This window comes from Paenibacillus sp. FSL R10-2778 (assembly GCF_038593035.1).
GTDB classification, from domain to species: domain Bacteria; phylum Bacillota; class Bacilli; order Paenibacillales; family Paenibacillaceae; genus Paenibacillus_AQ; species Paenibacillus_AQ odorifer.
The window spans coordinates 6,259,196-6,282,009 of the sequence record NZ_CP151956.1 but is presented as its reverse complement, the minus strand read 5'-3'; the positions used below and the strand labels follow the sequence as shown (position 1 = coordinate 6,282,009).

The following is a 22,814-nucleotide window of genomic DNA, read 5'->3' as shown; positions in this document are numbered from 1 at the left end:
CAAGATAAGGAGGTGCAACACATGTCTCGTATTGGTCGCAAACCAATCGCAGTACCTAGCGGTGTAGATGTCACTTTGGACAACGCCGTTATTACAGTAAAAGGTCCAAAAGGTTCTTTGACTCGTGAGCTTCATAAAGACATGAAGGTTACAGTTGAAAATAACGAAATTACCGTTGTTCGCCCGTCGGATAACAAATTGCATCGTTCACTTCACGGCACAACCCGCTCCGTTGTCAACAACATGGTAGCAGGTGTGACTGAAGGTTTCTCGAAATCTCTGGAACTGGTTGGGGTCGGATATCGTGCAAGCAAATCCGGAGATAAAATCGTTCTGAACGTTGGTTATTCCCACCCGGTTGAAATTACACCGGAAGCTGGTATCGAGTTCGAAGTTCCTGCGAACACGAAGATCATCGTTAAAGGTATCGATAAAGAACGCGTTGGCGCATACGCTGCTAAAATCCGTTCCGTTCGTGAACCAGAACCGTATAAAGGTAAAGGTATCAAATATGAAGGCGAGCGTATCATCCGCAAAGAAGGTAAAGCTGGTAAGAAGAAATAACCAGTTTAAACTTAATTGTAAGATACCCCGTGCATCTTAAAGTGAAGCTGTTTACGGCAAACTGAAGGGAGTGAAAGGGAAGTCATGATTACAAAAGAAGATAAAAACAAGGCTCGTCTCAAAAGACACCTGCGTGTTCGTAAGAAGATCCAGGGAACTACTGAGCGTCCACGTTTGAACGTATTCCGTTCTTCGAAACACATCTACGCTCAACTGATCGATGATGTTAAAGGGGTTACTATCGTATCCGCTTCTACACTTGATAAAGATCTGAGCGCTAACATCGGTAATGGCGGCAGCGTTGAAGCTGCAGCGAAAGTTGGCCAATTGGTCGCTGAGCGTGCCAAAGAAAAAGGATATGCAGTGGTCGTATTCGACCGCGGAGGTTACTTGTACCATGGACGGATTCAAGCATTGGCTGATGCAGCTCGTGAAGCTGGTCTTGAATTCTAGAATAATTCTTAAAAGGAGGTTAACGACTTGCGTGTAGATCCGAACAGTTTAGAACTGACAGAAAGAGTTGTACACATTAACCGTGTTGCAAAAGTTGTAAAAGGCGGACGCCGTTTCAGCTTTAGTGCACTTGTTGTTGTGGGCGACGGCAACGGCTACGTCGGTGCTGGTATCGGTAAAGCCGGCGAAGTTCCGGATGCCATCCGTAAAGGCATTGAAGACGCCAAGAAAAACCTGATTCACATCCCAATCGTAGGAACTTCGATTCCCCATCTCGTTACTGGACACTTCGGCGCAGGACGCGTGTTGCTGAAACCAGCATCAGAGGGTACTGGCGTTATCGCTGGCGGTCCAGTTCGTGCCGTATTGGAATTGGCAGGCGTTGGCGACATTTTGACAAAATCACTGGGTTCTTCGAATTCCATGAACATGGTCAATGCAACTTTGGAGGGACTTTCCCGTCTGAAACGCATTGAAGAGGTCGCGAAACTTCGCGGCAAATCTGTCGAAGAATTGCGCGGTTAAGGAGGGGAACGTCAATGGCAAAATTGCAAATTACCCTCGTACGTAGTGTAATCGGACGTCCAGAAACACAACGTGTTACTGTTAAGACGCTCGGCCTGCGTAAACTCAACACGACAGTGGTTCACAATGACAGTCCTGCAATTCGCGGAATGATCAATAAAGTGAGTCACTTGCTATCTGTAACTGAAATTGAAGGCTAATCGCCTCGCATAAATTAACAAACATAAGGAGGTGCAAACGATGAAGTTACATGAACTTGCTCCAGCTCCTGGTTCCCGCAAAGAACGCAATCGCGTTGGTCGTGGTCCTAGTAGCGGAAATGGTAAAACTTCCGGTCGCGGTCACAAAGGTCAAAACTCACGTTCTGGCGGTGGTGTTCGTCCGGGCTTCGAGGGTGGACAAAATCCGCTCTATCGTCGTCTGCCTAAACGTGGTTTCGTCAATCCTACCCGTAAAGAGTATGCGATTGTGAACCTGGAAGATCTGAATAGCTTTGCAGAAGGAACTGAAGTGACTCCGCAGTTGTTGCTTGAAACTGGTGTTGTCAAGAATTCCAAAAGCGGCATCAAGATTCTCGGCAACGGTGAGTTGACCGTAAAATTGACTGTACAAGCAAATAAGTTCTCTCAATCTGCGGTAGAGAAAATCGAGGCTGCCGGCGGTAAAACCGAGGTGATCTAATGTTCAAGACGCTTAAGAATATCTGGCATGTTGAAGATTTGCGCAAAAAGATCCTGTTTACCTTGTTCATTCTGATTATCTACCGTATCGGTTCGTTTGTTCCGGTTCCTGGTGTGAACAAAGATGTACTGCAAACAGCAAATCAGAGCGGTGACGCTTTGATGGGACTCTTGAACACCTTTTCGGGCGGAGCGCTCAAAAACTTCTCGATATTTGCGATCAGTATTTACCCGTACATTACAGCATCCATCATCGTGCAATTGCTGTCGATGGATGTTGTTCCCAAGTTTGCTGAATGGGCTAAACAAGGGGAGCACGGGAAAAAACAATTGGCGCAAATCACTCGTTACGGTACAGTGATATTAGCCCTGATCCAAGGTTTTGCTACGTCGATAGGGTTTAACCGGATATACAATACTCAAATGATGCCGAATGCGACATTTGCTGATTACTTGCTGGTTGCCATTATCTTGACGGCGGGTACTTCTTTCTTGATGTGGCTTGGTGAACAGATTACCGAAAAGGGAATCGGGAACGGGATTTCGATCCTGATTTTTGCGGGAATCGTCGCCGCCATTCCGGGATATATCACAAGTACGGCTAACTCAAGTTTTATTCAGCCGGATCAGGTGTTCCTGAATATTCTTAAAGTCGTTATCGTGCTGATTGTGATTGTAGCGATTATTACAGCAGTTATCTTCGTACAGCAAGGTATTCGGAAGATTCCTGTTCAATACGCTAAACGCGTAGTCGGCAATAAAATGTACGGTGGACAGAATACACATATCCCATTGAAAATTAATGCGGCAGGTGTAATTCCGGTAATCTTCGCCGTATCATTGCTTCAGTTCCCAGTTGTTCTCTCCAGTTTCTGGTCAACACATGCCTGGGCTCAATGGATTGCTAAGTATTTAGCAACCGATGCTCCACTTGGTATGCTTCTGTATGTAGTGATGATCATTGGGTTCACGTTCTTCTATACGTTCGTGCAGATGAATCCTCAGCAGATGGCTGATAACATGAAGAAGAATGGTGGGTACATTCCAGGTATCCGTCCTGGTAAAGCTACAGAGAAATATCTGACTAGAGTAATGTCTCGTCTGACTATGTCTGGCGCGCTATTCCTAGCTCTGATCTCTGTTTTGCCGATGTTCTTCGGTGCTATATCTGGATTGCCTAAAGAAGTTCGAATTGGCGGTACTGCACTGCTAATCGTAATCGGTGTGGCATTGGATACTATGAAGCAGATCGAGAGCCAATTGATCAAACGCCATTACAAAGGCTTCATCAATAAATAGGTGATAGGTTCCGGTGAAGCTTAAGTTTTTATTCTTCCCGGCACCTATTATGCTGTTTCTTGCTTGGTGGCGAACTTTTGGGGGGAGAGAGAAATCGTGAACATTTTATTCATGGGCCCTCCTGGGGCAGGCAAGGGAACACAAGCGGCAGAAATCGTTAAAGAATTTGGTATTCCTCATATTTCGACAGGAGATGCTTTCCGTTTGGCAATCAAACAGGAAACTCCGGTAGGATTGAAGGCCAAATCATTTATAGATCAAGGTTTGCTTGTACCAGATGATGTGACCATTGGGATAGTCGAAGAACGGTTGCAGCAGTCCGATTGCGAAAAAGGATTTCTATTGGATGGTTTTCCAAGAACTCTTTCGCAAGCGGAAGCGCTGGATGATATTCTTAGCCGTTTGAACACTTCTTTGGATCATGTCATCAACTTGAATGTTGACCGTGGATTGCTAATGGCGCGTCTTACTGGACGTCGTATCTGCAGCGTTTGCGGAGCATCCTACCATTTAATCTTCAACCCGCCGAAGCAAGATGGCATTTGCGACATTGATGGCGGTGAATTATATCAACGTCCGGATGACAACGAAGAAAGTGTAGGCAAGCGCCTGGATGAGTATGATAATAAAACAGCGCCGCTGCTTGCGTTTTATGATAATAAAGGTCTTTTGCGTCAGGTAAACGGGGAAAACGAAATTAATGTCGTTACTTCTGAAATCGTGTCTTTAATGCGGGGTTAATGTAATGATCATTTGTAAATCCGAACAGGAACTTGCCTTTATGAGGGAAGCTGGTCGAATTGTTGCCGAGAGTCACCGTCTTATTGCTCAGGCCATCGAGCCTGGCATTACTACGGGCGAGCTCGACAGAATCGCCGATCAATACATTCGCAGTCAAGATGCTGTGCCGTCTTTCAAAGGCTACAACGGTTTTCCTGCCAGCATTTGCGCTTCAGTCAACGAACAATTGGTGCATGGATTTCCAGGTAAACGTAAACTGAACGAAGGCGATATTGTTACGCTGGATATCGGTGCAGAGTACCGCGGTTATCACGGTGATTCCGCCTGGACCTACGGTGTGGGCAGCATTTCCGAAGAGGCTCAGCGTTTGCTGGACGTTACGGAAGGCTCCTTGTACGCGGGACTGGCGTTAGTTAAGCCGGATGTGCGCTTGTTTACAATCTCCCATGCTATTCAGCAATACATCGAAGAGGCTGGTTTCTCAGTCGTACGTGAGTATGTTGGTCATGGTATTGGGGCAAAACTGCATGAAGAACCGCAAATTCCGAATTATGGCATAGCGGACCGCGGACCACGTCTGAAACCGGGTATGGTGCTCGCGATTGAGCCGATGGTAAACGCAGGAAAGAGACATGTCAGAACACTGGAAGATAACTGGACTGTCGTTACGGTTGATGGCTCACTATGTGCTCACTTCGAGCATACAGTAGCAGTTACTCCGGACGGCATGGAAATTTTCACAAAACTGAATGCGTAGGTGATCTCCACTTGAATACTGTGAGCAGCCCGCAGGTTGGTCAATTAGTGAGAATTCTCAAAGGCAAAGATGCCGGAGAGGCAGCCGTTGTTATCGCAGTTGTTGATAGCAGATTTGTATACATTGCAGATGGAGACAAACGTAAGTTTGATGGGCCAAAGAAGAAGAATATTCTTCATCTTGAGCTCATACCCTTCATCAGCAGTGAGGTTGTGGACAGTTTGAAGGAAACTGGGCGGGTAACAAACGGAAAGCTGCGATTCGCAGTTATGAAGTATGCTGGACCCACCGGAATAAGTGCTGATGAGAAAGGAGACTAACTGTGGCTAAGGAAGATGTCATTGAAGTAGAAGGTACTGTCCTTGAACCGTTGCCAAACGCAACGTTTAAGGTTGAGCTTGAGAACGGTCATCAAATACTTGCCCATGTATCCGGTAAATTGCGGATGCACTTTATCCGTATTTTGACCGGAGACAAAGTGGTCGTGCAGTTATCGCCTTATGATTTATCAAAAGGTCGTATAACTTACCGTAAATAGATGGGAACTACGAAAAAAGTTTTGCTTCGCAAAACTTTGAGGAGGTAATTAACATGAAGGTAAGACCTTCTGTAAAGCCCATTTGCGAGAAATGTAAAGTAATCCGCCGCAAAGGGACTGTTATGGTGATTTGCGAAAATCCGAAACACAAACAAAAACAAGGTTAAGAAGGGGGTGTAGCGTAAAATGGCTCGTATAGCTGGAGTGGATTTGCCACGTGACAAACGCGTTGAGATCGCCTTGACTTATATTTTCGGAATCGGTAAAACGACTTCTCAGAAAATTCTTAATGAAACAGGCATTAGCGCTAATACACGTGTCCGTGATTTGACGGAAGATGAAGTCAGCAAACTGCGTGAAACGATCGACAAAACGGTTAAGGTTGAAGGTGACCTGCGTCGTGAAATTTCCTTAAATATTAAACGTCTTACTGAGATCGGCTGTTACCGCGGTGTTCGCCACCGTCGTGGATTGCCTGTTCGCGGTCAACGTACTAAAACGAATGCCCGTACCCGGAAAGGCCCGCGTCGTACGGTAGCAAACAAAAAGAAATAATAAGGGGGGATAAGAGACAATGGCTAAACCGAAAAAAGTCGTACGTACCAAACGTCGCGACCGTAAAAATATCGAATCCGGCGTGGCACATATTCGTTCCACGTTCAACAACACCATCGTTACCATCACGGATCCTCACGGAAATGCAATTTCCTGGGCAAGCTCCGGCGGCCAAGGATTTAAAGGTTCCCGTAAGTCCACTCCATTCGCAGCGCAAATGGCAGCTGAATCAGCAGCTAAAGCAGCTATGGAGCACGGCATGAAGTCGGTTGAGGTTATGGTTAAAGGACCGGGCGCGGGCCGCGAAGCAGCCATCCGTTCCCTTCAAGCTGCAGGGCTTGAAGTTAACCTTATTAAAGACGTAACTCCGGTTCCTCACAATGGATGCCGTCCGCCTAAGCGTCGTCGCGTATAGTGAAATCAGTATTGTGAATGTGGTATAATTCTGACGCATCTGCTAATAATAGGTGTTTAGGCATACTACATGATGCACCTGATGGGGTGACAGTTTCATATAGGAGCGACGTTGAAGGAGGGGTAAACTCGTGATAGAAATCGAAAAGCCGAAGATTGAGACCGTAGAAGCTAATGATGAAGGTACCTATGGGAAATTCGTAGTTGAACCGCTGGAACGTGGGTATGGCACGACTCTGGGGAACTCGCTTCGCCGGATATTGCTTTCTTCGCTTCCAGGAGCCGCAGTGACTTCGGTCCAAATTGACGGCGTTCTGCATGAGTTCTCGACCGTTCCAGGCGTAATGGAAGATGTGACGGAAATCATTCTGAACCTTAAAGCCTTGTCTCTGAAGATTCATTCAGACGAGGAAAAAGTGTTCGAGATTGATGCTGAAGGGGAAGGCATCGTTACCGCAGGTGATATCCGTGCGGACAGCGATGTTGAGATCCTCAATCCGGATCTTCACATTGCAACGCTGGGACCTGGTGCGAGACTTCATATGCGTATTTTTGCAGGCCGTGGTCGCGGCTATGTCCAAGCGGACCGGAACAAACGTGACGATCAGCCAATTGGTGTTATTCCAGTTGACTCCATCTACACTCCAATTTCACGCGTTAACTACGGCATAGACAATACACGTGTTGGTCAAGTGACTAACTATGACAAATTGACGCTTGAAATTTGGACGGATGGAAGTATCAGACCGGAAGAGGCTGTAAGCCTCGGAGCCAAAATTTTGAACGAGCACCTCGTTCTGTTCGTAGGTCTTACGGACGAAGCGAAAGACGCCGAAATTATGGTTGAAAAAGAAGAAGACAAAAAAGAAAAAGTACTTGAGATGACAATCGAAGAGCTTGATCTTTCTGTTCGTTCCTACAACTGCCTCAAACGTGCTGGTATTAATACCGTACAAGAGCTTACCACGAAGACTGAAGAAGATATGATGAAGGTGCGTAACCTTGGTCGCAAATCTTTGGAAGAAGTTCAGGAAAAGCTTGAGGAACTTGGTTTGGGTCTCCGCACAGAAGAATAGCTGCAGATTGCTTTAGTAAAGGAGGGAAAACACAATGGCATACCAAAAATTGGGCCGTGATTCCAGTGCGCGTAAAGCGTTATTTCGCGACATGGTAACGGATCTGTTTTTATACGAGCGCATCCAAACAACGGAAGCTAAAGCGAAAGAAGTTCGTTCTATCGCTGAAAAGCTGATCACTAAAGCTAAAAAAGGTGATCTTCATGCTCGTCGTCAAGTAGCTGCATTTGTTCGCCGCGAGACTGTTGATGGTGAACAAGATGCAATTCAAAAATTGTTCTCTGACATTGCTCCTCGTTACACTGAGCGTCCAGGTGGATACACTCGTATCCTTAAACTAGGACCTCGTCGTGGCGACGCTGCGCCTATGGTTTATCTTGAATTGGTAGACCGCGCGTAGTATCACAAGTATTGATTTCCGATGCTTCCCTTTCATCCAGCCCTCTTTGGAGTAAAGATGGGGGAAATATCAGCGTTATTGTGCTGCAGAGGCGCAAGACTCTGCTGTACTAATAACCGTGGGAATCACCTTGGTTCAATTGAAGGAGCTCCCGCAGGGGCTCTTTTTTTTGAAATTAAGGATCCTATAGGACTTGTAGTTCTATATATGAAAAATGGATGCCGTCCTACTAGGGACGGCGAAGCCATTTCTTCAAATAGAAGATCAGACAGTGCTTCGATCGACGTTCTGCTGACCGGTTTAAAAAGGAGAACGGAATGCGTAATCTATTGATGAAGGTCAATTATGACGGAACGAATTATGATGGCTTTCAGACCCAGCCTCAGGGCAATACGATTCAGGATCGGCTGGAGCAAGCCATACTCCATCTGACAGGTGAGAAGCTTAAGATTACTGCTTCAGGCCGCACAGATGCCGGAGTACATGCCTATGGCCAGCCTTTTAACTTTACAACCTCCTCTCGAATCCCAACTGAACGTTGGTGTCTAGCGCTTAATGCCCGGCTGCCACAAGACATCGTGGTTACAGAGGCTAGGGAAGTTCCGCTAACGTTTCACTCTCGTAGAGGGGCTAAGCGTAAAACTTACCGATACGCGATCAATGGCAACAGGTTTCCAGATCCGTTTCAGCGGCGCTGGCAGCTTCACCATCCAGTGAAGTTGGATATTCCTGCGATGCAGCAAGGCTTAACGCAAATTATAGGGACACATGACTTCACTTCGTTTGCATCACGACGGTCTACGAAGACTTCTCATGTACGAACGATCTTTGAAGCTCATATGGAAGTAGACCGCAGTATGTGCCGACCCTCTTCATCAGATCAAGGAGTTATCCATACTTATATAACGGGTAGTGGATTTCTTCAGCACATGGTTCGCATTATTATGGGGACTTTGATCCATGTGGGGGAAGGTAAAATACCTGCTGATAAGGTTGCTGAAATATTGGCAGCATGTGATCGATCTCATGCCGGTCCAACAGCTGTGGCCATGGGGTTAGCTTTGTGGAGTGTTGAATATGACGAGATTGAAAGTGAATAGTTTTTTCTATAAATTTCTTACTGATTAATAGGTTAAATGTTTAAAAATCACTTGCACTTGTTATGTTTATACTGTAATATAAAAGTTGTGTTTTCTTGATGGCTATCCCACAGCCCCGATCGAGAAAATGCCAAAAAAATGCTTTGCTTAACTCACATAATCGTAATTCAATGAGAAACAAGATATACGAAACAGAAGATTTTCGTACGAGAACAAGGAGGAAACATTCATGCGTACCACCTATATGGCGAAGCCGAACGAAGTTGAACGCAATTGGCACATTATTGATGCCGAAGGCAAAACACTCGGTCGTTTGGCCAGCGAAGCCGCTGCTTTGATCCGTGGCAAACACAAACCGCAATTCACTCCACACGTTGATACAGGAGATTTCGTTATCGTTATCAACGCTGAGAAAATTCACTTGACCGGTAAGAAATTGCAAAACAAAAAATACTACCGTCACTCGATGCACCCAGGTGGTTTGAAAGTTACTAATGCTGAAACTCTGCTGAATACTAAACCAGAACGCGTAATTGAATTCGCGGTTCATGGTATGATTCCTAAGACTCGTCAAGGGGACCACATGAAGCTGAGATTGAAAGTATATGCAGGCGCCGAGCATCCACATGCAGCACAAAAACCTGAAGTTTACGAACTTCGCGGATAAGAATAGAGGAGGACAGTTTCATGGCACAAGTACAATACTATGGGACAGGTCGTCGTAAACATTCGGTAGCACGTGTTCGCCTTGTACCGGGTGAAGGACGCATTGTCATTAACAAACGTGAGATGGACGAATATTTCGGTGTGGAAACACTGAAAATGATCGTAAAACAACCTTTGAACCTGACTGAAACACTTGGCAACTACGATGTAATCGTTCTTGCACATGGTGGCGGCATTTCCGGTCAAGCTGGAGCAATTCGTCACGGTATCTCCCGTGCATTGCTTAAAGTTGACCCTGAATATCGCGGTGCATTGAAGAAAGCCGGTTTCCTGACTCGTGACCCACGTATGAAGGAACGTAAGAAATACGGCTTGAAGGCTGCACGTCGTGCGCCTCAGTTCTCGAAACGTTAATATTTACAGAATTCAACCCTTGGCCTTATGGCCGAGGGTTTTATTTTTTATATCAGAACAGAATCATATTTAGAGCTGTGTTTCAAACTAACCTATTTCTTTCGGGAATAGGTTTTTTTATTAATATTTTTTTATTTAATCATAGAAACTTTTTCCAATTATAGGCGTTTAAGGTTATAAAGGAGGAGTTGAATTTATGGAAATTGAGAGTTCTTTGAGTAAGAGGAAATTTATTTTGTCTTCAATCGTTCTAATGGTTGTTGCTTCAATTTTTATCTCTCAGGTAGATGCTTATGTACTTCGCGGAAATAGAGTGGATAGACCTAACCAAGTTAAATATTGGCTTGATGCTTCTATATCTTCAATTGGCTACAATGCCGCTGCCATACATGGAAGTACAGCGTGGAATGGTCTTACTGCTGGTAGACTGTCTATTAACGTTACTTCAACAACTTCAGCCTCTGCTGCTGACGTAAAGTGGTACGCTTCGTCAGAAACAAATGATCTTGGACAATTTTATGCGCAAACCTCTACTTCAGGTACACTAACCTCTACATCAATCGTTAGAATTAACACGGTAAGATTCAAGACAGTAGATGGAAATAGACAAAAAGAAACCACTGCTCATGAAATGGGACATGTACTAGGCTTAACTCATGAAGATACAGTTCCGTCCATTATGCTTTCTGGACCAGCTTGGTTATATGGAACTTACCCAGTACAAGATGATAAAGATGGTATAGCGCATATTTACCAATTTGATTAAGGGGGTCAATATATGAAAAAACAAAATAAGTTTCTTTCAATAGGTGTGTTGGCTTTCGTATTGGTTGTCGGTGCTGCAGGATTCATTAACAATAACAAAGCTGTAAAGGGAGATAATTCTCCTGCATTTATCAGTTCTGAAGCAAAAGTTATTGGTTATCGTGATTTTAATGAGCTAGACAACACGGCTGAATTGATACTGAAAGGCACAAAAGCTAAAGTCATAAATACATTTATCGATAAAAATGAATTTGGTGAAACGATTGATTATCATACGCAATCTGCAATAAAGATTAATCAGATTTTCAAATCTGATAATCAAGATATTGTAGAGGGCTCTGAAGTTACAGTGCAAGAAAATGGAGCTATCGAAACAACAGAAGATGGAACATTGATCTATGGAATTGAAGGTTATCAGTTAATGAATGAAAATGAAGAGTATTTATTATTCTTAGATAAAAGTTTAACCGATCCTAATGTTTATTTTGTTAAAGGAGTTTACTACGGTAAAATTCCTTTGAGTGAACCCAAAGTGAATAAGATATTGGAACAGTCTGAGGAAGAGTCTTCTCAAGATTTAGAAATCTATGGTGAGTATCCTGAAGCGTTAAATACTATATTTAAAGAAGCCTTAGAAAAATACGGGAGATAAAAAAGCACATAAGAAACCTTTAACCTTTATGGTTAAGGGTTTTTCTTGTTTAGCCCCTTTCCACAAGAAATGGGCTTTTTTTGCATCTATTTACTAATTCTAACGGATGAAACGCATTGACTTCCTCAGTAAAAGTTATATACTATTTCATATAGAATTAGTTGGTTTTATTACTTCTTTTACCTCATTTATTCATACGATTAATATTTTGGATGGAGGAATACCTTAATGAACCTGCTCGAGAAAGAGGATTTAATCAAAGTTAAGGCCGAAGAATTAGAAACTGCTTCACCCGAGGAAATTATCCGCTGGGCTGTAGAAACATTTCCTAACATTACTTTTGCCTGCAGCTTTGGTGCCGAAGATGTAGTGCTAGTTGATATGCTTCACAAAGTTAGTCCGTCTACAGACGTCTTTTATCTCGATACAGATTATCATTTTAAGGAAACCTATGAGACCCGAGATTTGATGGCAGATAAATACGGGCTGGAGTTCGTACGAGTGTCTCCACAAATCACTCCGCAGGAGCAAGCACTTCAACACGGTGATGCGTTATGGACAGTAGATCCTAACCAATGCTGTGGGATTCGTAAAGTAGAGCCGCTGACTCGTATCCTATCTCAATATGAAGCTTGGATTACAGGCATTCGTCGTGACCAAGCCCCTACCCGTGCTAATGCCAAAAAGGTTGAGTATGATTATAAATTTGGTTTGGTTAAGTTTAATCCAATTGCAGATTGGACAACCGAGGATGTATGGAACTATATTCGTGAAAATGATGTAATTTATAACCCTCTACATGACCGTAACTATCCAAGTATCGGCTGTGAGCAATGTACACGTCAGGTTATGCCTGGTGAAGATCCGCGTGCTGGACGTTGGGCTGGATCAGAGAAGACTGAGTGCGGATTACACAAGTAAGACCTATCCCCGTGAGAACACAGAAGGAGAGACGATAATGACTTCAATACGTCCGCATGGCGGAACATTAGTTAACCGTGTAGTAGAGGGTACAGAAAGAGAAGAATTGCTGCAGCTTGCACGTGAATATAAGACGCTTGCCGTGAACACTTGGACTTTATCTGATTTGGATCTAATAGCGGTAGGTGCATTTTCTCCACTAACTGGATTTTTGAATGAACAAGATTATCACTCCGTAGTCAAAAACATGCGTTTAGCAGATGGCACAGTGTGGAGCATTCCAATAACACTTGCTGTAGAAGAGGATGTGGCCTCTGGTTTAGCTATTGGAGACAAGGTATCTCTAATCGGTGAAGAGGATGGCGAGATCTACGGTTTTTTGGATATTGAGAGTATTTATACGGTTGATCAAAACCTTGAAGCGCAAAATGTATTCAAAACAACAGACCCTGAACATCCAGGAGTAAGTAAGCTGTTGGCCCGCCCGGCTACCTATGTAGGAGGACCAATTACAGTGCTGAATAGACCACAGCCAGAAAAGTTCGGAGAATTTTATTTTGACCCTTCAGCTACACGTAAGATATTTGCAGACAAAGGCTGGAGAACAGTTGTAGGCTTCCAGACGCGTAACCCTGTTCATCGTGCACATGAATATATTCAGAAGTGCGCTATGGAGGTTGTAGACGCTCTGTTCTTAAACCCGCTAGTGGGTGAGACGAAGTCTGATGATGTTCCGGCAAATGTACGAATGAAGAGCTACCTGGCGCTTTTGGAGAATTATTATCCTGAGGATCGTACCTTTCTAGGTGTTTTCCCGGCGGCCATGCGTTATGCTGGTCCGAGAGAAGCGATTTTTCATGCTATGGTTCGCAAAAATTACGGCTGCACCCATTTTATTGTCGGACGTGACCATGCGGGCGTAGGTGATTACTACGGAACTTATGAAGCGCAAGAAATTTTCGCGAATTTCACCGCTGAGGAACTTGATATTACTCCATTATTTTTTGAACACAGCTTCTTCTGTAAAAAATGCGGAAATATGGCTTCCAGTAAAACCTGCCCACATCCTGGCGATGATCATATGACTTTGTCGGGTACAAAAGTACGGGCTTTGCTTCGGGAGGGTCAATGTCCGCCTCCTGAATTTACGCGACCTGAGGTTGCGCAGATTCTAATTGAAGGCATGACTCAAGAAGTAACAGCTTAATCATCGTTAGCTAGTACTATTTGGCCTTCTTGTCCCATATAGATGAGTATTATCTATCGGGACGAGGGGGTCTTTGTTATGTCTGGCCGAAAACACAGTAAAGTCTCGGTCTGGATCTCATGGAGCAGTATCAAAAAATGTATGCTGGGCGCGACACTGCTGGCTATAATGATCGGCATTATAGCGTATGACATGCCTACTGCCAAAACGTTAAATTATTGGAGTCTGCCTTTGTCTGGTAAAGTGATCGCTATCGACGCTGGACATGGGGGAGCAGATGGAGGGGCAGTTAGCCGGGAAGGGCTAATTGAGAAAGACATTAATCTTGCAGTCTCTCTTTATTTACGTGATTACCTGCAACAGGCAGGGGCTATTGTTGTAATGACCCGTGAAGGGGATTATGATTTGGCTCAGGAGGACACTAAGGGCTATTCTAAGCGCAAGACTGAAGATCTTAAGCAAAGAGTGAGAAGTATTGAAGAGAAGGGCGCAGATCTTTTTATAAGCGTTCACATGAACAGTGTGCCTTCGAACCGATGGAGCGGGGCGCAGACCTTTTACTATCCCAATCACAAGGATAATAAAGCAATCGCAGAGTTTGTACAGAGTGAGCTGAAGACTACACTGGAGAATACTGATCGTGTAGCTAAGACTGTAAATACTGTTTATCTACTAAAAGCATTAAAAATACCTGCGATCCTTGTAGAGGTCGGTTTTTTGTCGCACCCTCAGGAATCAGTTCTACTCGGAGATGATGTTTATCAACGCAAGGTAGCGACTAGCATATATCGTGGCATTCTTCGTTATGCTTCCGAGTAGCCGGGACTACTCATCAGGAGATGGGTAATGCTATAATAGACAAAAACTCCGGAAGAATTCTCCTCCGGAAAGGAAACAGAGGTGCTTTCCATGCTGACTAGGGAACATATCCAGGAAATACTGCAGTCAATAACAGACCCGGAAACCGGAAAAAGCCTTGTGGAACTACAGCTGATCCGTGACATTATGATTAAAGAAGATCGTATATCTTTATCAATCGTGTGTCTGGATCCTGAAGAGCAAAGTCGCATGGACCTAGAACAACGGGTTCGTGAGTTACTTGAAGCGGGTGGAGTCACTAATGTGCATATCCGGCTGCGTGATGCAACCGATTATGAACGTGCTCTACTACGCGGAGAGAGTGCTGGGGAAGAGCCATGGGCTGATGAACCGGGGAAACTTAAGGGACATGCAGCAGGTCTTGACGATCATGAATTAATCAATGAGAACTCTGGTGTTAACTTTATCGCCATTGCCAGTGGTAAAGGCGGTGTTGGAAAGTCTACAGTTACTGTGAATTTGGCAGTAGCTTTGGCTAGAAAAGGTAAAAAGGTTGGATTGATTGATGCGGACATTTATGGGTTTAGCATCCCTGATATGATGGGAATCGAAGAGGGACCCGTTGTAGAAGAGGGAATCATTATTCCTGTGGAACGTTTCGGAGTGAAGGTCATGTCTATGGGCTTCTTTATCCGTGAGAATAGTCCGGTAATTTGGCGGGGACCTATGCTTGGCAAAATGCTGCGCCAATTCTTCAGTGATGTGGGCTGGGGAGAACTTGATTATATGCTGCTTGATCTTCCTCCAGGTACAGGTGATGTGGCGCTTGACGTACATCAGATGCTCCCTCACAGCAAAGAGATTATTGTTACTACCCCTCATGCTACCGCAGCGTTTGTGGCGGCTAGAGCGGGCTCTATGGCTCTGCAGACAGAACATGAGATTATTGGGGTCATTGAGAACATGGCTTATTATGAGTGTAAAGACTGTGGTAAAAAAGATTATATTTTTGGCAGAGGCGGAGGCGCTCGGCTTGCGGAGACACTCCATACCGAGCTGCTTGCACAAGTTCCATTGGGCGCACCGGACAACCATATTTCTGAACCGGATTTCTCACCTTCCGTATACAAGGAAGACACAGCTACTGCGTTGTTGTTTGCTGATATCGCCGATAAGCTGATTGCGAAATATGAGCACTAATTATTGTGCATAAAAAGAGGCCGTCCCACTTTGTTAGGTGGGATAAGGCCTCTTTTTGGTTATGTGCTTGAATCATCGCCGCTACCGCTGCCACTTTCACCACCGCTGCCGCTGCCTTCCTGTTTATCGCCGCTTTCGCCGCCCTTTTTCTGTTCCTTCGGTTCGAGCTCGTCCTGAACGACCTTTTTAAGTAAATTCAATACCTCCATCCGGAATAATGGAGTCTGCATAGATTCCTGGATGGTCTTCATGGATTGCTTTCGGTAGTCAGGTGTTTTGGTGAGATTAAGAAACATGGTCATCATTTCTGGAGACTTCATGATTTCCTCGACGGATTTTTGATAGGTGGGATCTTTAATTAGTTGCAGGTGCAATTCTTTGCTTTGTGATTGAATGGCTTTAGCAAAATCGCCTGCGAACTTGGGATCAGTCATAATTTTCTCGATTTCCTTTTGATATTCCGGTGCAGTGAGGGTATCTTTAACAGCGGTTTTTATATCCTCTGTTGTTTGAAGTGGCATCATTTTCATACTCATTCCGCTGGTGCCTCCAGAACTGGAATTTGATAATGATTCCTCAACTGCTTTTTTTCCATCTTCACTTTTTAATATATCAATAACCATGGTCTTCATTTCTTTATAACTGCCCTGACCAGAAGAAGAACTGCTCTGCTCACTTCCGCAAGCCGTTAAGGCCATAACAAAGCTTAAAGCCAAACCCACAGATCCGATAAATCTCCATTTCATTGGCGCTGCCCTCCTTTATTAGGATTCTCCAGTTGTATTATGCCGCATTAACACACATTTATGTTGCTGATGTAATGGTGTTTTGTCGGTATCCTTGGTAAAATAAATCTGACATAGGGGAGGTGAAGTGGCTGAGTATAAAAAAATGGTTTTATTTATTTTGGACAACCCTTCTAATAGGAGCGGGCGGAGCAGTAATCGCAGGTCTGGCACTGCAATTCGTGAACGGTCGAATTGATTTCAAAAGTGTCGCTGATTTCTTTTTATACCCGCTGATACTATTCGGCTATGGTATGCTTGTCAGTGTTTATGCGCAACTTGGTTTTTTTGCTTATCTAATTTTGAATTACATGGGCAATGGTGTTTTCCCGCCAAAAATTTGGAAATACATACAACTGGTGCTTTCTGTGCTCGCATTGCTTGAACTGATTTTTTTGCGTACCGTCGTTGGCGGGGAAAGAAGTGTCTTGTCTGATCTAATATTAGGAATCTTTATTTTGTTAGCTGCCATTATTGTGTCTTATTTCAAAGTGAAAAGTACAAACATCTCAGCTTGGATTCCAACCCTCTTTTTTATGACAGCTATTTCAATTGTGGAAATTATCGGCGTGCTCCGTATAGGTGTTGATAGTGCGACAGTGTTTATTGTTGTTCCGCTCATCGCCTGTAATGCATTCCAAATTTTGATGCTTCACCGTATTCTCAAGCCGGCAGCCGGATAAAGGCTGGGGCGAATTCAGCAAATCATGAACCCCGTGCTCTGGCCTTCAGAAGACGGGGTTTTTTGCTCTAGAATGTATCCTAACGATTAAAATCCGCTGGAGGAGGTTAATCTTAAAGAACAATAGAGCGGATTCTTTGTGTGTAGCAACGCTCACAAAACTAAGCAGATGCTTCCAAAGTGAGTTTTGTACCAAGTTTTTCAATGATGCACATGCTTTACAAAACTAAGCGTATGCTTCCGAAGCAGTTTTGTACGAAGTAATACAAGCGTAGCAACGCTCACAAAACTTTTAGGAGGGGAATATATGGACATCAAGCGTTATATGATAAAAGACACAAATGAAATCCAGCTTAACAAGCTGGACCCGGACGATACAGGTAACTTTAAATCAAAAAAAGAAGCAGAAGCCAAAACAGAGCAGTTAAAGGAACGGTTGGCAGAGCTTCAAGATATTCTTTTTGCACAGAAAAAGCATTCACTGCTCGTAATTCTGCAAGGGATGGATTCCAGCGGTAAGGATGGAACGGTTAAACATATTTTTTCAGGGATTAATCCACAAGGCTTTATAGTGACCAGCTTCAAGAAACCTTCTCTGGAGGAAGAAGCTCACGATTTCTTATGGAGAGTGCATCAAAAGACACCCCCTAAAGGCTACATCTCTGCATTTAACCGCTCACACTATGAAGATGTATTGGTACCGCGGGTACATGGGGGATTGAAAAAGGATGATTTGAAGCGCCGTTTTCGTTACATACGGCAGTTTGAGGAGATGCTGGTGGAAGAGGGAACGACAATTATCAAGCTTTTTCTGCATATTTCAAAAGAGAAGCAGCTTAAGAAAATCAAAGAACGGCTTGAAGATCCCAAAAAACACTGGAAATTTGACGCAAGTGATCTACAGGAGCGGGAGTTTTGGGATGATTACCAAGAGGCATATGTAGATGTTTTTAAGGAGTCTAGTATTGATAAAGCACCCTGGTACTGGATACCAGCCAATCATCAATGGTACCGCAACTATTTGGCCTTATCCATCGTTGTAAAGACACTGGAGAGTCTGGATCTGAGCTATCCGAAGCTGAATACCCCCACACCCGACATATCGGAGCTCATTTCCCCGCGTCATTAATATTTGGATAAAACCAACATCTATTGCGGTACCTAAGATTGGGAGGAGCGTTACAGCCCGGCAGCATCCTCTAAGGCACTATTTAGTGAGGCCGAGTCACGAACCTCTTTACCCTCTGCGTTGCTTTGGCTGATCAGCTCAGAGACGGTAACGAATTCATAACCTTGTCTGCGGAGCTCATCGATAATTTGCGGAAGAGCTTCGTGAGTTTGTTTGCAGGAATCACTGGCATGTAGTAGAACGATATCACCAGGATGTGCTTTAGTCGTTACACGCTTCACGATATTGTCTACACCTATGTTCTTCCAGTCTAGAGAGTCTGTGTCCCACTGGATGACTTTGTAACCAAGATCATTGGCCACTTGCAGAACTCTTTTGTCAAAATCACCATTAGGCATACGAATTAAATTTGGTTCTTTACCGGTTAATTCTGTAAGCACAGTGTGAGCCGTTGTGATCTGAGTGCGAATCTCTTCGTTACTTAGAGTGCTGTAATTGACGTGTTTATGGCCATGGCTGCCAATTTCGAATCCTGCGTTTTTAATGCTTGTTACAATATCCGGGTGAGTCTTACTCCATGGTGACGATAGGAAGAAGGTGGCTTTGTCCACTTTCTTGTCTTCAAGTACCTTCAAAATTGGTTCGGGTCTCTTTTCCCCCCAGCTAATATCGAAGGTTAGGGCAATCAGCTTCTTCTCTGTTGGCACACTGTAAATGGCAGAAGGTCCAGCCTCAGAAAAAACGGTGATATTACCCCTCTCGACATAGACAACTCCAGCAGCAAGAAGCACAGCGGCGAAGATATAGATGAACCTTTTGATCTTTTTGCCGCTGAATACATAAAAAGAATTCATTAATGACAGCGCTCCTCTCCCATGCGAAATGCTTGTTTGTTCTAAATGTATGCTCGTACCGCAAGGTTATGACCTAAGAAACAGAGATCACAATTTCAGGAGGTATTTATGTTGTCGTTCTTCACGTTTGTTAAAGATATTAAATCGATCCGCAAGGCTGTGCTGCTATCCTGTCTGCTCTTCGTAATAGGAGCGGTTGTTGGCTGGGTAGCGACAAGTAGTCTGGAAAAGCTATTGGTTCAGCAATTGGAAGGGCTTAGTGAGATCAGTGGGAACTTAAGAGACACCGCTAATCCGCAATGGAACTTCTTTGTATTTATATTTCTGAATAACGCCATCAAGGGCGTGGTTATTATTTTCCTGGGAGCGTTGTTCGGCATATTGCCAGCTATATTCTTATTTATAAACGGAGCGGTAATTGGCTACTTGATACATTTATCCGCACTGCAAGGACAGGATTTGTTCGATTTAATCGTAAAAGGATTGCTGCCACACGGGATTATAGAGATTCCGGCAATCATTATCGCGTGTGCCTTTGGGCTGCACTTTGGCGGAAAAGTGATTTCAAGTCTATTTCGATCTACAGATAGAAAAGAGGAGAGAAGCGCAGACTGGTCTGCTTTCATGCGTCAAACACTTACGGCTTCCATATGGACTGTAATCCTGTTATTTGTTGCAGCCATTATTGAAAGTACAATTACTTTTTCACTTTTATCATAAAACTTCCGGGAATAGAGCATAACATTAAGGGCGTTCATCCAAGGATTGCCTAAAGGTAAGGAGTATATAATCTAGACGAAACCATAAAGGGAATTTTTAATAATTATGGTTATAAAAAGAGGACTCCGGTTAATCTAGTGTAAGAGGATCTTAAGGCAGCTTTCTCCATGAGATGTACTTACTGATTATGCAAAAAAGGTTTTGGGGGTTTAGAGAAGGTGTTAATTGCAACTTCATGAAGGAGGCCAAGCATATGTTGGGAATGTTGTTTAACGAAAAGGAATGCAAGGAACTGGATTATGTTTTGAGAAAAGAACTAGATGAGATGCTGTTAGATTTGAGTGATCAGCGCTTGGACCAAAATATCAGGCACGCCATCGCTAATAGATATAAGACTGTATTCCGGATGTATGCTCGCTTCGCTCCTCAGAAAGAGCTTTCCAAGTATGCATGGGGTGGGCGTTCTTCTCAGTATAAACACTGAAGATATACGAGAATTGCTACAGTTTTATAAAGTTTTCAGATTATTTAATAAAATAGCTTGACTAAAAAGGAGTGCTCATGATAAATTATATCTCGCGCTCCTTTTGCTTGTGTAAAAGGGAAGCGGAAGGCAAGAAAAATTGAAAAAAAGATTTTTCAAAAAAAAGACTTGCCAAACAGCTCAACACTGTGATATATTATAAAGGTCGCCGCTGATAAACAACGACGACGAAATGAGAGACATTGATCTTTGAAAACTGAACAACGAGTGAGTGGGAAATCACGTAAGTGAAATCCAAATTAGAGAATTAATTTTCTCGTCAGATGTTTCAAAATGAGCATATCGCTCTTTTCAATACTAATTGGAGAGTTTGATCCTGGCTCAGGACGAACGCTGGCGGCGTGCCTAATACATGCAAGTCGAGCGGAGTTACTTTGAAAGCTTGCTTTCAAAGTAACTTAGCGGCGGACGGGTGAGTAACACGTAGGCAACCTGCCCTTCAGACTGGGATAACTACCGGAAACGGTAGCTAATACCGGATAATTTCTTTTTTCTCCTGAGAGAAGAATGAAAGACGGAGCAATCTGTCACTGAGGGATGGGCCTGCGGCGCATTAGCTAGTTGGTGGGGTAACGGCCCACCAAGGCGACGATGCGTAGCCGACCTGAGAGGGTGAACGGCCACACTGGGACTGAGACACGGCCCAGACTCCTACGGGAGGCAGCAGTAGGGAATCTTCCGCAATGGGCGAAAGCCTGACGGAGCAACGCCGCGTGAGTGATGAAGGTTTTCGGATCGTAAAGCTCTGTTGCCAGGGAAGAACGTCCGGTAGAGTAACTGCTACCGGAGTGACGGTACCTGAGAAGAAAGCCCCGGCTAACTACGTGCCAGCAGCCGCGGTAATACGTAGGGGGCAAGCGTTGTCCGGAATTATTGGGCGTAAAGCGCGCGCAGGCGGCTATTTAAGTCTGGTGTTTAAACCTTGGGCTCAACCTGAGGTCGCACTGGAAACTGGGTGGCTTGAGTACAGAAGAGGAAAGTGGAATTCCACGTGTAGCGGTGAAATGCGTAGATATGTGGAGGAACACCAGTGGCGAAGGCGACTTTCTGGGCTGTAACTGACGCTGAGGCGCGAAAGCGTGGGGAGCAAACAGGATTAGATACCCTGGTAGTCCACGCCGTAAACGATGAGTGCTAGGTGTTAGGGGTTTCGATACCCTTGGTGCCGAAGTTAACACAGTAAGCACTCCGCCTGGGGAGTACGGTCGCAAGACTGAAACTCAAAGGAATTGACGGGGACCCGCACAAGCAGTGGAGTATGTGGTTTAATTCGAAGCAACGCGAAGAACCTTACCAGGTCTTGACATCCCTCTGAATCTGCTAGAGATAGCAGCGGCCTTCGGGACAGAGGAGACAGGTGGTGCATGGTTGTCGTCAGCTCGTGTCGTGAGATGTTGGGTTAAGTCCCGCAACGAGCGCAACCCTTAACTTTAGTTGCCAGCAGGTAATGCTGGGCACTCTAGAGTGACTGCCGGTGACAAACCGGAGGAAGGTGGGGATGACGTCAAATCATCATGCCCCTTATGACCTGGGCTACACACGTACTACAATGGCCGGTACAACGGGAAGCGAAGCCGCGAGGTGGAGCCAATCCCATCAAAGCCGGTCTCAGTTCGGATTGCAGGCTGCAACTCGCCTGCATGAAGTCGGAATTGCTAGTAATCGCGGATCAGCATGCCGCGGTGAATACGTTCCCGGGTCTTGTACACACCGCCCGTCACACCACGAGAGTTTACAACACCCGAAGTCGGTGGGGTAACCCGCAAGGGAGCCAGCCGCCGAAGGTGGGGTAGATGATTGGGGTGAAGTCGTAACAAGGTAGCCGTATCGGAAGGTGCGGCTGGATCACCTCCTTTCTATGGAGAATCGTTCTCTGCAATGAGAACATTCAAATCGGAAGCTCAGCTTCCACAATAGAACCCTCGGGTTCGAACACTCACTCGTGTTCAGTTTTGAAAGAGCAAGTCTCTTTCGTATGCGTTTGGTGGCGATAGCGGAGGGGTTCCACACGTACCCATCCCGAACACGACCGTTAAGCCCTCCAGCGCCGATGGTACTTGGACCGAAGGGTCCTGGGAGAGTAGGACGTTGCCAAGCGGACAACCAATTCATTGGTTGATTCACAATGTTATATATGTTATATGGGCTTTTAGCTCAGTTGGTTAGAGCGCACCTCTGATAAGGGTGAGGTCGGTGGTTCGAGTCCACCAAGGCCCACCATATAACATTATAGAGTAATTTTATGGGGCCATAGCTCAGCTGGGAGAGCGCCTGCCTTGCAAGCAGGAGGTCAGCGGTTCGATCCCGCTTGGCTCCACCATAAATTTTTAAATGAATAACTTTTTCAACTTGAT

30 protein-coding genes, 2 tRNA genes and 2 rRNA genes are annotated in these 22,814 nt (G+C 44.6%); 32 read left to right on the top strand and 2 right to left on the bottom strand.

All coding sequences use genetic code 11. The features are described from left to right. Positions 1-21: 21 nt before the first annotated feature. The 24 genes from rplF (at position 22) to NST40_RS28115 (ending at position 15,746) form a co-directional block, all read left to right on the top strand. Positions 22-564 (top strand): 50S ribosomal protein L6, encoded by a 543-nt coding sequence (rplF, locus tag NST40_RS28230; protein ID WP_036680562.1) that lies wholly within the window; start codon positions 22-24, stop codon positions 562-564. Between the two features lie 84 nt (positions 565-648). Continuing rightward, positions 649-1,017 carry a 50S ribosomal protein L18 gene (gene rplR / locus NST40_RS28225; protein WP_036680564.1) on the top strand — a complete coding sequence of 123 codons (369 nt, stop codon included), beginning with the start codon at positions 649-651 and terminating at the stop codon, positions 1,015-1,017. 27 nt (positions 1,018-1,044) lie between these two features. After that, positions 1,045-1,542 (top strand): 30S ribosomal protein S5, encoded by a 498-nt coding sequence (rpsE, locus tag NST40_RS28220; RefSeq protein WP_036652980.1) that lies wholly within the window; start codon positions 1,045-1,047, stop codon positions 1,540-1,542. Between the two features lie 14 nt (positions 1,543-1,556). Beyond that, on the top strand, positions 1,557-1,742 hold the full coding sequence (gene rpmD / locus NST40_RS28215) for a 50S ribosomal protein L30 (RefSeq protein WP_036680567.1): 186 nt from the start codon (positions 1,557-1,559) through the stop codon (positions 1,740-1,742). 40 nt (positions 1,743-1,782) lie between these two features. Continuing rightward, the gene (rplO, locus tag NST40_RS28210; protein WP_036680569.1) at positions 1,783-2,223 is read left to right on the top strand and encodes a 50S ribosomal protein L15; all 441 of its coding nucleotides are present in this window, start codon (positions 1,783-1,785) and stop codon (positions 2,221-2,223) included. After that, the gene (gene secY / locus NST40_RS28205) at positions 2,223-3,521 is read left to right on the top strand and encodes a preprotein translocase subunit SecY (RefSeq protein WP_342410229.1); all 1,299 of its coding nucleotides are present in this window, start codon (positions 2,223-2,225) and stop codon (positions 3,519-3,521) included. The genes rplO and secY overlap by 1 nt, the downstream gene beginning before the upstream one ends. 96 nt (positions 3,522-3,617) lie before the next feature. After that, the gene (locus NST40_RS28200) at positions 3,618-4,262 is read left to right on the top strand and encodes an adenylate kinase (RefSeq protein ID WP_038573451.1); all 645 of its coding nucleotides are present in this window, start codon (positions 3,618-3,620) and stop codon (positions 4,260-4,262) included. Positions 4,263-4,266: 4 nt separating this feature from the next. Continuing rightward, on the top strand, positions 4,267-5,019 hold the full coding sequence (gene map, locus NST40_RS28195; protein WP_342410228.1) for a type I methionyl aminopeptidase: 753 nt from the start codon (positions 4,267-4,269) through the stop codon (positions 5,017-5,019). 11 nt (positions 5,020-5,030) lie between these two features. Further along, a complete protein-coding gene (locus tag NST40_RS28190; protein WP_036680581.1) occupies positions 5,031-5,339 on the top strand; it encodes a KOW domain-containing RNA-binding protein in 309 nt (102 codons plus the stop codon). Between the two features lie 2 nt (positions 5,340-5,341). Beyond that, the gene (gene infA, locus NST40_RS28185; RefSeq protein ID WP_036652996.1) at positions 5,342-5,557 is read left to right on the top strand and encodes a translation initiation factor IF-1; all 216 of its coding nucleotides are present in this window, start codon (positions 5,342-5,344) and stop codon (positions 5,555-5,557) included. Between the two features lie 53 nt (positions 5,558-5,610). After that, a complete protein-coding gene (gene rpmJ / locus NST40_RS28180) occupies positions 5,611-5,724 on the top strand; it encodes a 50S ribosomal protein L36 (RefSeq protein WP_003322638.1) in 114 nt (37 codons plus the stop codon). Positions 5,725-5,743: 19 nt separating this feature from the next. Then, positions 5,744-6,112, top strand: a complete 369-nt coding sequence (gene rpsM, locus NST40_RS28175; RefSeq protein WP_036680583.1) for a 30S ribosomal protein S13 — start codon at positions 5,744-5,746, stop codon at positions 6,110-6,112. Between the two features lie 19 nt (positions 6,113-6,131). After that, positions 6,132-6,527 (top strand): 30S ribosomal protein S11, encoded by a 396-nt coding sequence (rpsK, locus tag NST40_RS28170; RefSeq protein WP_019908251.1) that lies wholly within the window; start codon positions 6,132-6,134, stop codon positions 6,525-6,527. A 130-nt stretch (positions 6,528-6,657) separates the two neighbouring features. Then, positions 6,658-7,602: a DNA-directed RNA polymerase subunit alpha gene (locus NST40_RS28165; RefSeq protein ID WP_036680585.1), complete on the top strand. Its 945-nt coding sequence runs from the start codon at positions 6,658-6,660 to the stop codon at positions 7,600-7,602. 34 nt (positions 7,603-7,636) lie between these two features. After that, complete coding sequence (gene rplQ, locus NST40_RS28160; RefSeq protein ID WP_019908254.1) at positions 7,637-8,002, top strand: 50S ribosomal protein L17; 366 nt, start codon at positions 7,637-7,639, stop codon at positions 8,000-8,002. Positions 8,003-8,319: 317 nt separating this feature from the next. Continuing rightward, positions 8,320-9,102 carry a tRNA pseudouridine(38-40) synthase TruA gene (gene truA, locus NST40_RS28155; protein ID WP_342410222.1) on the top strand — a complete coding sequence of 261 codons (783 nt, stop codon included), beginning with the start codon at positions 8,320-8,322 and terminating at the stop codon, positions 9,100-9,102. Between the two features lie 229 nt (positions 9,103-9,331). After that, the gene (gene rplM / locus NST40_RS28150) at positions 9,332-9,769 is read left to right on the top strand and encodes a 50S ribosomal protein L13 (protein WP_036680589.1); all 438 of its coding nucleotides are present in this window, start codon (positions 9,332-9,334) and stop codon (positions 9,767-9,769) included. A gap of 20 nt (positions 9,770-9,789) precedes the next feature. Next, positions 9,790-10,182: a 30S ribosomal protein S9 gene (gene rpsI / locus NST40_RS28145; protein WP_025706574.1), complete on the top strand. Its 393-nt coding sequence runs from the start codon at positions 9,790-9,792 to the stop codon at positions 10,180-10,182. A gap of 235 nt (positions 10,183-10,417) precedes the next feature. Beyond that, positions 10,418-10,948 carry a matrixin family metalloprotease gene (locus NST40_RS28140; protein WP_179087049.1) on the top strand — a complete coding sequence of 177 codons (531 nt, stop codon included), beginning with the start codon at positions 10,418-10,420 and terminating at the stop codon, positions 10,946-10,948. Between the two features lie 12 nt (positions 10,949-10,960). Continuing rightward, positions 10,961-11,599 (top strand): hypothetical protein, encoded by a 639-nt coding sequence (locus NST40_RS28135; RefSeq protein ID WP_076219352.1) that lies wholly within the window; start codon positions 10,961-10,963, stop codon positions 11,597-11,599. Positions 11,600-11,827: 228 nt separating this feature from the next. Then, on the top strand, positions 11,828-12,520 hold the full coding sequence (locus NST40_RS28130) for a phosphoadenylyl-sulfate reductase (RefSeq protein WP_036680616.1): 693 nt from the start codon (positions 11,828-11,830) through the stop codon (positions 12,518-12,520). Positions 12,521-12,557: 37 nt separating this feature from the next. Next, complete coding sequence (sat, locus tag NST40_RS28125) at positions 12,558-13,727, top strand: sulfate adenylyltransferase (protein ID WP_076219353.1); 1,170 nt, start codon at positions 12,558-12,560, stop codon at positions 13,725-13,727. 78 nt (positions 13,728-13,805) lie between these two features. Then, positions 13,806-14,546 carry an N-acetylmuramoyl-L-alanine amidase CwlD gene (cwlD, locus tag NST40_RS28120; protein WP_076219354.1) on the top strand — a complete coding sequence of 247 codons (741 nt, stop codon included), beginning with the start codon at positions 13,806-13,808 and terminating at the stop codon, positions 14,544-14,546. A 90-nt stretch (positions 14,547-14,636) separates the two neighbouring features. Beyond that, on the top strand, positions 14,637-15,746 hold the full coding sequence (locus tag NST40_RS28115; protein WP_076277844.1) for an Mrp/NBP35 family ATP-binding protein: 1,110 nt from the start codon (positions 14,637-14,639) through the stop codon (positions 15,744-15,746). A 59-nt stretch (positions 15,747-15,805) separates the two neighbouring features. On the opposite strand, the gene gerD is transcribed toward NST40_RS28115, so the two are convergent. Then, on the bottom strand, positions 15,806-16,492 hold the full coding sequence (gene gerD, locus NST40_RS28110) for a spore germination lipoprotein GerD (RefSeq protein ID WP_036680627.1): 687 nt from the start codon (positions 16,490-16,492) through the stop codon (positions 15,806-15,808). Between the two features lie 131 nt (positions 16,493-16,623). Between gerD and NST40_RS28105 the strand changes: the two genes are divergently transcribed. Then, positions 16,624-17,214, top strand: coding sequence for a KinB-signaling pathway activation protein (locus NST40_RS28105; protein WP_038574906.1), 591 nt, complete (start codon positions 16,624-16,626; stop codon positions 17,212-17,214). A 306-nt stretch (positions 17,215-17,520) separates the two neighbouring features. Continuing rightward, on the top strand, positions 17,521-18,342 hold the full coding sequence (locus tag NST40_RS28100) for a PPK2 family polyphosphate kinase (RefSeq protein ID WP_052097348.1): 822 nt from the start codon (positions 17,521-17,523) through the stop codon (positions 18,340-18,342). 50 nt (positions 18,343-18,392) lie between these two features. Here NST40_RS28100 and pdaB read toward each other — a convergent pair whose 3' ends face one another. Next, complete coding sequence (gene pdaB / locus NST40_RS28095) at positions 18,393-19,196, bottom strand: polysaccharide deacetylase family sporulation protein PdaB (protein ID WP_036680629.1); 804 nt, start codon at positions 19,194-19,196, stop codon at positions 18,393-18,395. Between the two features lie 108 nt (positions 19,197-19,304). Between pdaB and NST40_RS28090 the strand changes: the two genes are divergently transcribed. From NST40_RS28090 to NST40_RS28065, 6 genes are all read left to right on the top strand, one after another. Beyond that, the gene (locus tag NST40_RS28090) at positions 19,305-19,916 is read left to right on the top strand and encodes a stage II sporulation protein M (RefSeq protein ID WP_076277845.1); all 612 of its coding nucleotides are present in this window, start codon (positions 19,305-19,307) and stop codon (positions 19,914-19,916) included. Between the two features lie 253 nt (positions 19,917-20,169). Beyond that, a complete protein-coding gene (locus NST40_RS28085) occupies positions 20,170-20,400 on the top strand; it encodes a hypothetical protein (RefSeq protein ID WP_036680631.1) in 231 nt (76 codons plus the stop codon). 358 nt (positions 20,401-20,758) lie between these two features. Continuing rightward, positions 20,759-22,316: ribosomal RNA gene (locus tag NST40_RS28080) — 16S ribosomal RNA — on the top strand. Between the two features lie 124 nt (positions 22,317-22,440). Continuing rightward, positions 22,441-22,557, top strand: a 5S ribosomal RNA gene (gene rrf / locus NST40_RS28075). Positions 22,558-22,603: 46 nt separating this feature from the next. Further along, positions 22,604-22,680, top strand: a tRNA-Ile gene (locus tag NST40_RS28070). Between the two features lie 24 nt (positions 22,681-22,704). After that, positions 22,705-22,780 (top strand) — tRNA-Ala (locus tag NST40_RS28065). The last annotated feature ends 34 nt before the right edge of the window (positions 22,781-22,814 follow it).

Bases quoted from the DNA above. Each gene is read 5' to 3' on its own strand.
- gerD (WP_036680627.1), bottom strand. From the start codon at position 16,492: ATGAAATGGAGATTTATCGGATCTGTGGGTTTGGCTTTAAGCTTTGTT.
- NST40_RS28100 (WP_052097348.1), top strand. From the start codon at position 17,521: ATGGACATCAAGCGTTATATGATAAAAGACACAAATGAAATCCAGCTT.
- NST40_RS28090 (WP_076277845.1), top strand. From the start codon at position 19,305: ATGTTGTCGTTCTTCACGTTTGTTAAAGATATTAAATCGATCCGCAAG.
- rplQ (WP_019908254.1), top strand. From the start codon at position 7,637: ATGGCATACCAAAAATTGGGCCGTGATTCCAGTGCGCGTAAAGCGTTA.
- NST40_RS28115 (WP_076277844.1), top strand. From the start codon at position 14,637: ATGCTGACTAGGGAACATATCCAGGAAATACTGCAGTCAATAACAGAC.
- NST40_RS28085 (WP_036680631.1), top strand. From the start codon at position 20,170: ATGTTGGGAATGTTGTTTAACGAAAAGGAATGCAAGGAACTGGATTAT.
- rplO (WP_036680569.1), top strand. From the start codon at position 1,783: ATGAAGTTACATGAACTTGCTCCAGCTCCTGGTTCCCGCAAAGAACGC.
- NST40_RS28130 (WP_036680616.1), top strand. From the start codon at position 11,828: ATGAACCTGCTCGAGAAAGAGGATTTAATCAAAGTTAAGGCCGAAGAA.
- rpmD (WP_036680567.1), top strand. From the start codon at position 1,557: ATGGCAAAATTGCAAATTACCCTCGTACGTAGTGTAATCGGACGTCCA.
- rplF (WP_036680562.1), top strand. From the start codon at position 22: ATGTCTCGTATTGGTCGCAAACCAATCGCAGTACCTAGCGGTGTAGAT.
- secY (WP_342410229.1), top strand. From the start codon at position 2,223: ATGTTCAAGACGCTTAAGAATATCTGGCATGTTGAAGATTTGCGCAAA.
- rplR (WP_036680564.1), top strand. From the start codon at position 649: ATGATTACAAAAGAAGATAAAAACAAGGCTCGTCTCAAAAGACACCTG.
- sat (WP_076219353.1), top strand. From the start codon at position 12,558: ATGACTTCAATACGTCCGCATGGCGGAACATTAGTTAACCGTGTAGTA.
- truA (WP_342410222.1), top strand. From the start codon at position 8,320: ATGCGTAATCTATTGATGAAGGTCAATTATGACGGAACGAATTATGAT.
- rpmJ (WP_003322638.1), top strand. From the start codon at position 5,611: ATGAAGGTAAGACCTTCTGTAAAGCCCATTTGCGAGAAATGTAAAGTA.
- cwlD (WP_076219354.1), top strand. From the start codon at position 13,806: ATGTCTGGCCGAAAACACAGTAAAGTCTCGGTCTGGATCTCATGGAGC.
- NST40_RS28135 (WP_076219352.1), top strand. From the start codon at position 10,961: ATGAAAAAACAAAATAAGTTTCTTTCAATAGGTGTGTTGGCTTTCGTA.
- rpsI (WP_025706574.1), top strand. From the start codon at position 9,790: ATGGCACAAGTACAATACTATGGGACAGGTCGTCGTAAACATTCGGTA.
- rpsM (WP_036680583.1), top strand. From the start codon at position 5,744: ATGGCTCGTATAGCTGGAGTGGATTTGCCACGTGACAAACGCGTTGAG.
- rpsK (WP_019908251.1), top strand. From the start codon at position 6,132: ATGGCTAAACCGAAAAAAGTCGTACGTACCAAACGTCGCGACCGTAAA.
- map (WP_342410228.1), top strand. From the start codon at position 4,267: ATGATCATTTGTAAATCCGAACAGGAACTTGCCTTTATGAGGGAAGCT.
- pdaB (WP_036680629.1), bottom strand. From the start codon at position 19,196: ATGAATTCTTTTTATGTATTCAGCGGCAAAAAGATCAAAAGGTTCATC.
- rplM (WP_036680589.1), top strand. From the start codon at position 9,332: ATGCGTACCACCTATATGGCGAAGCCGAACGAAGTTGAACGCAATTGG.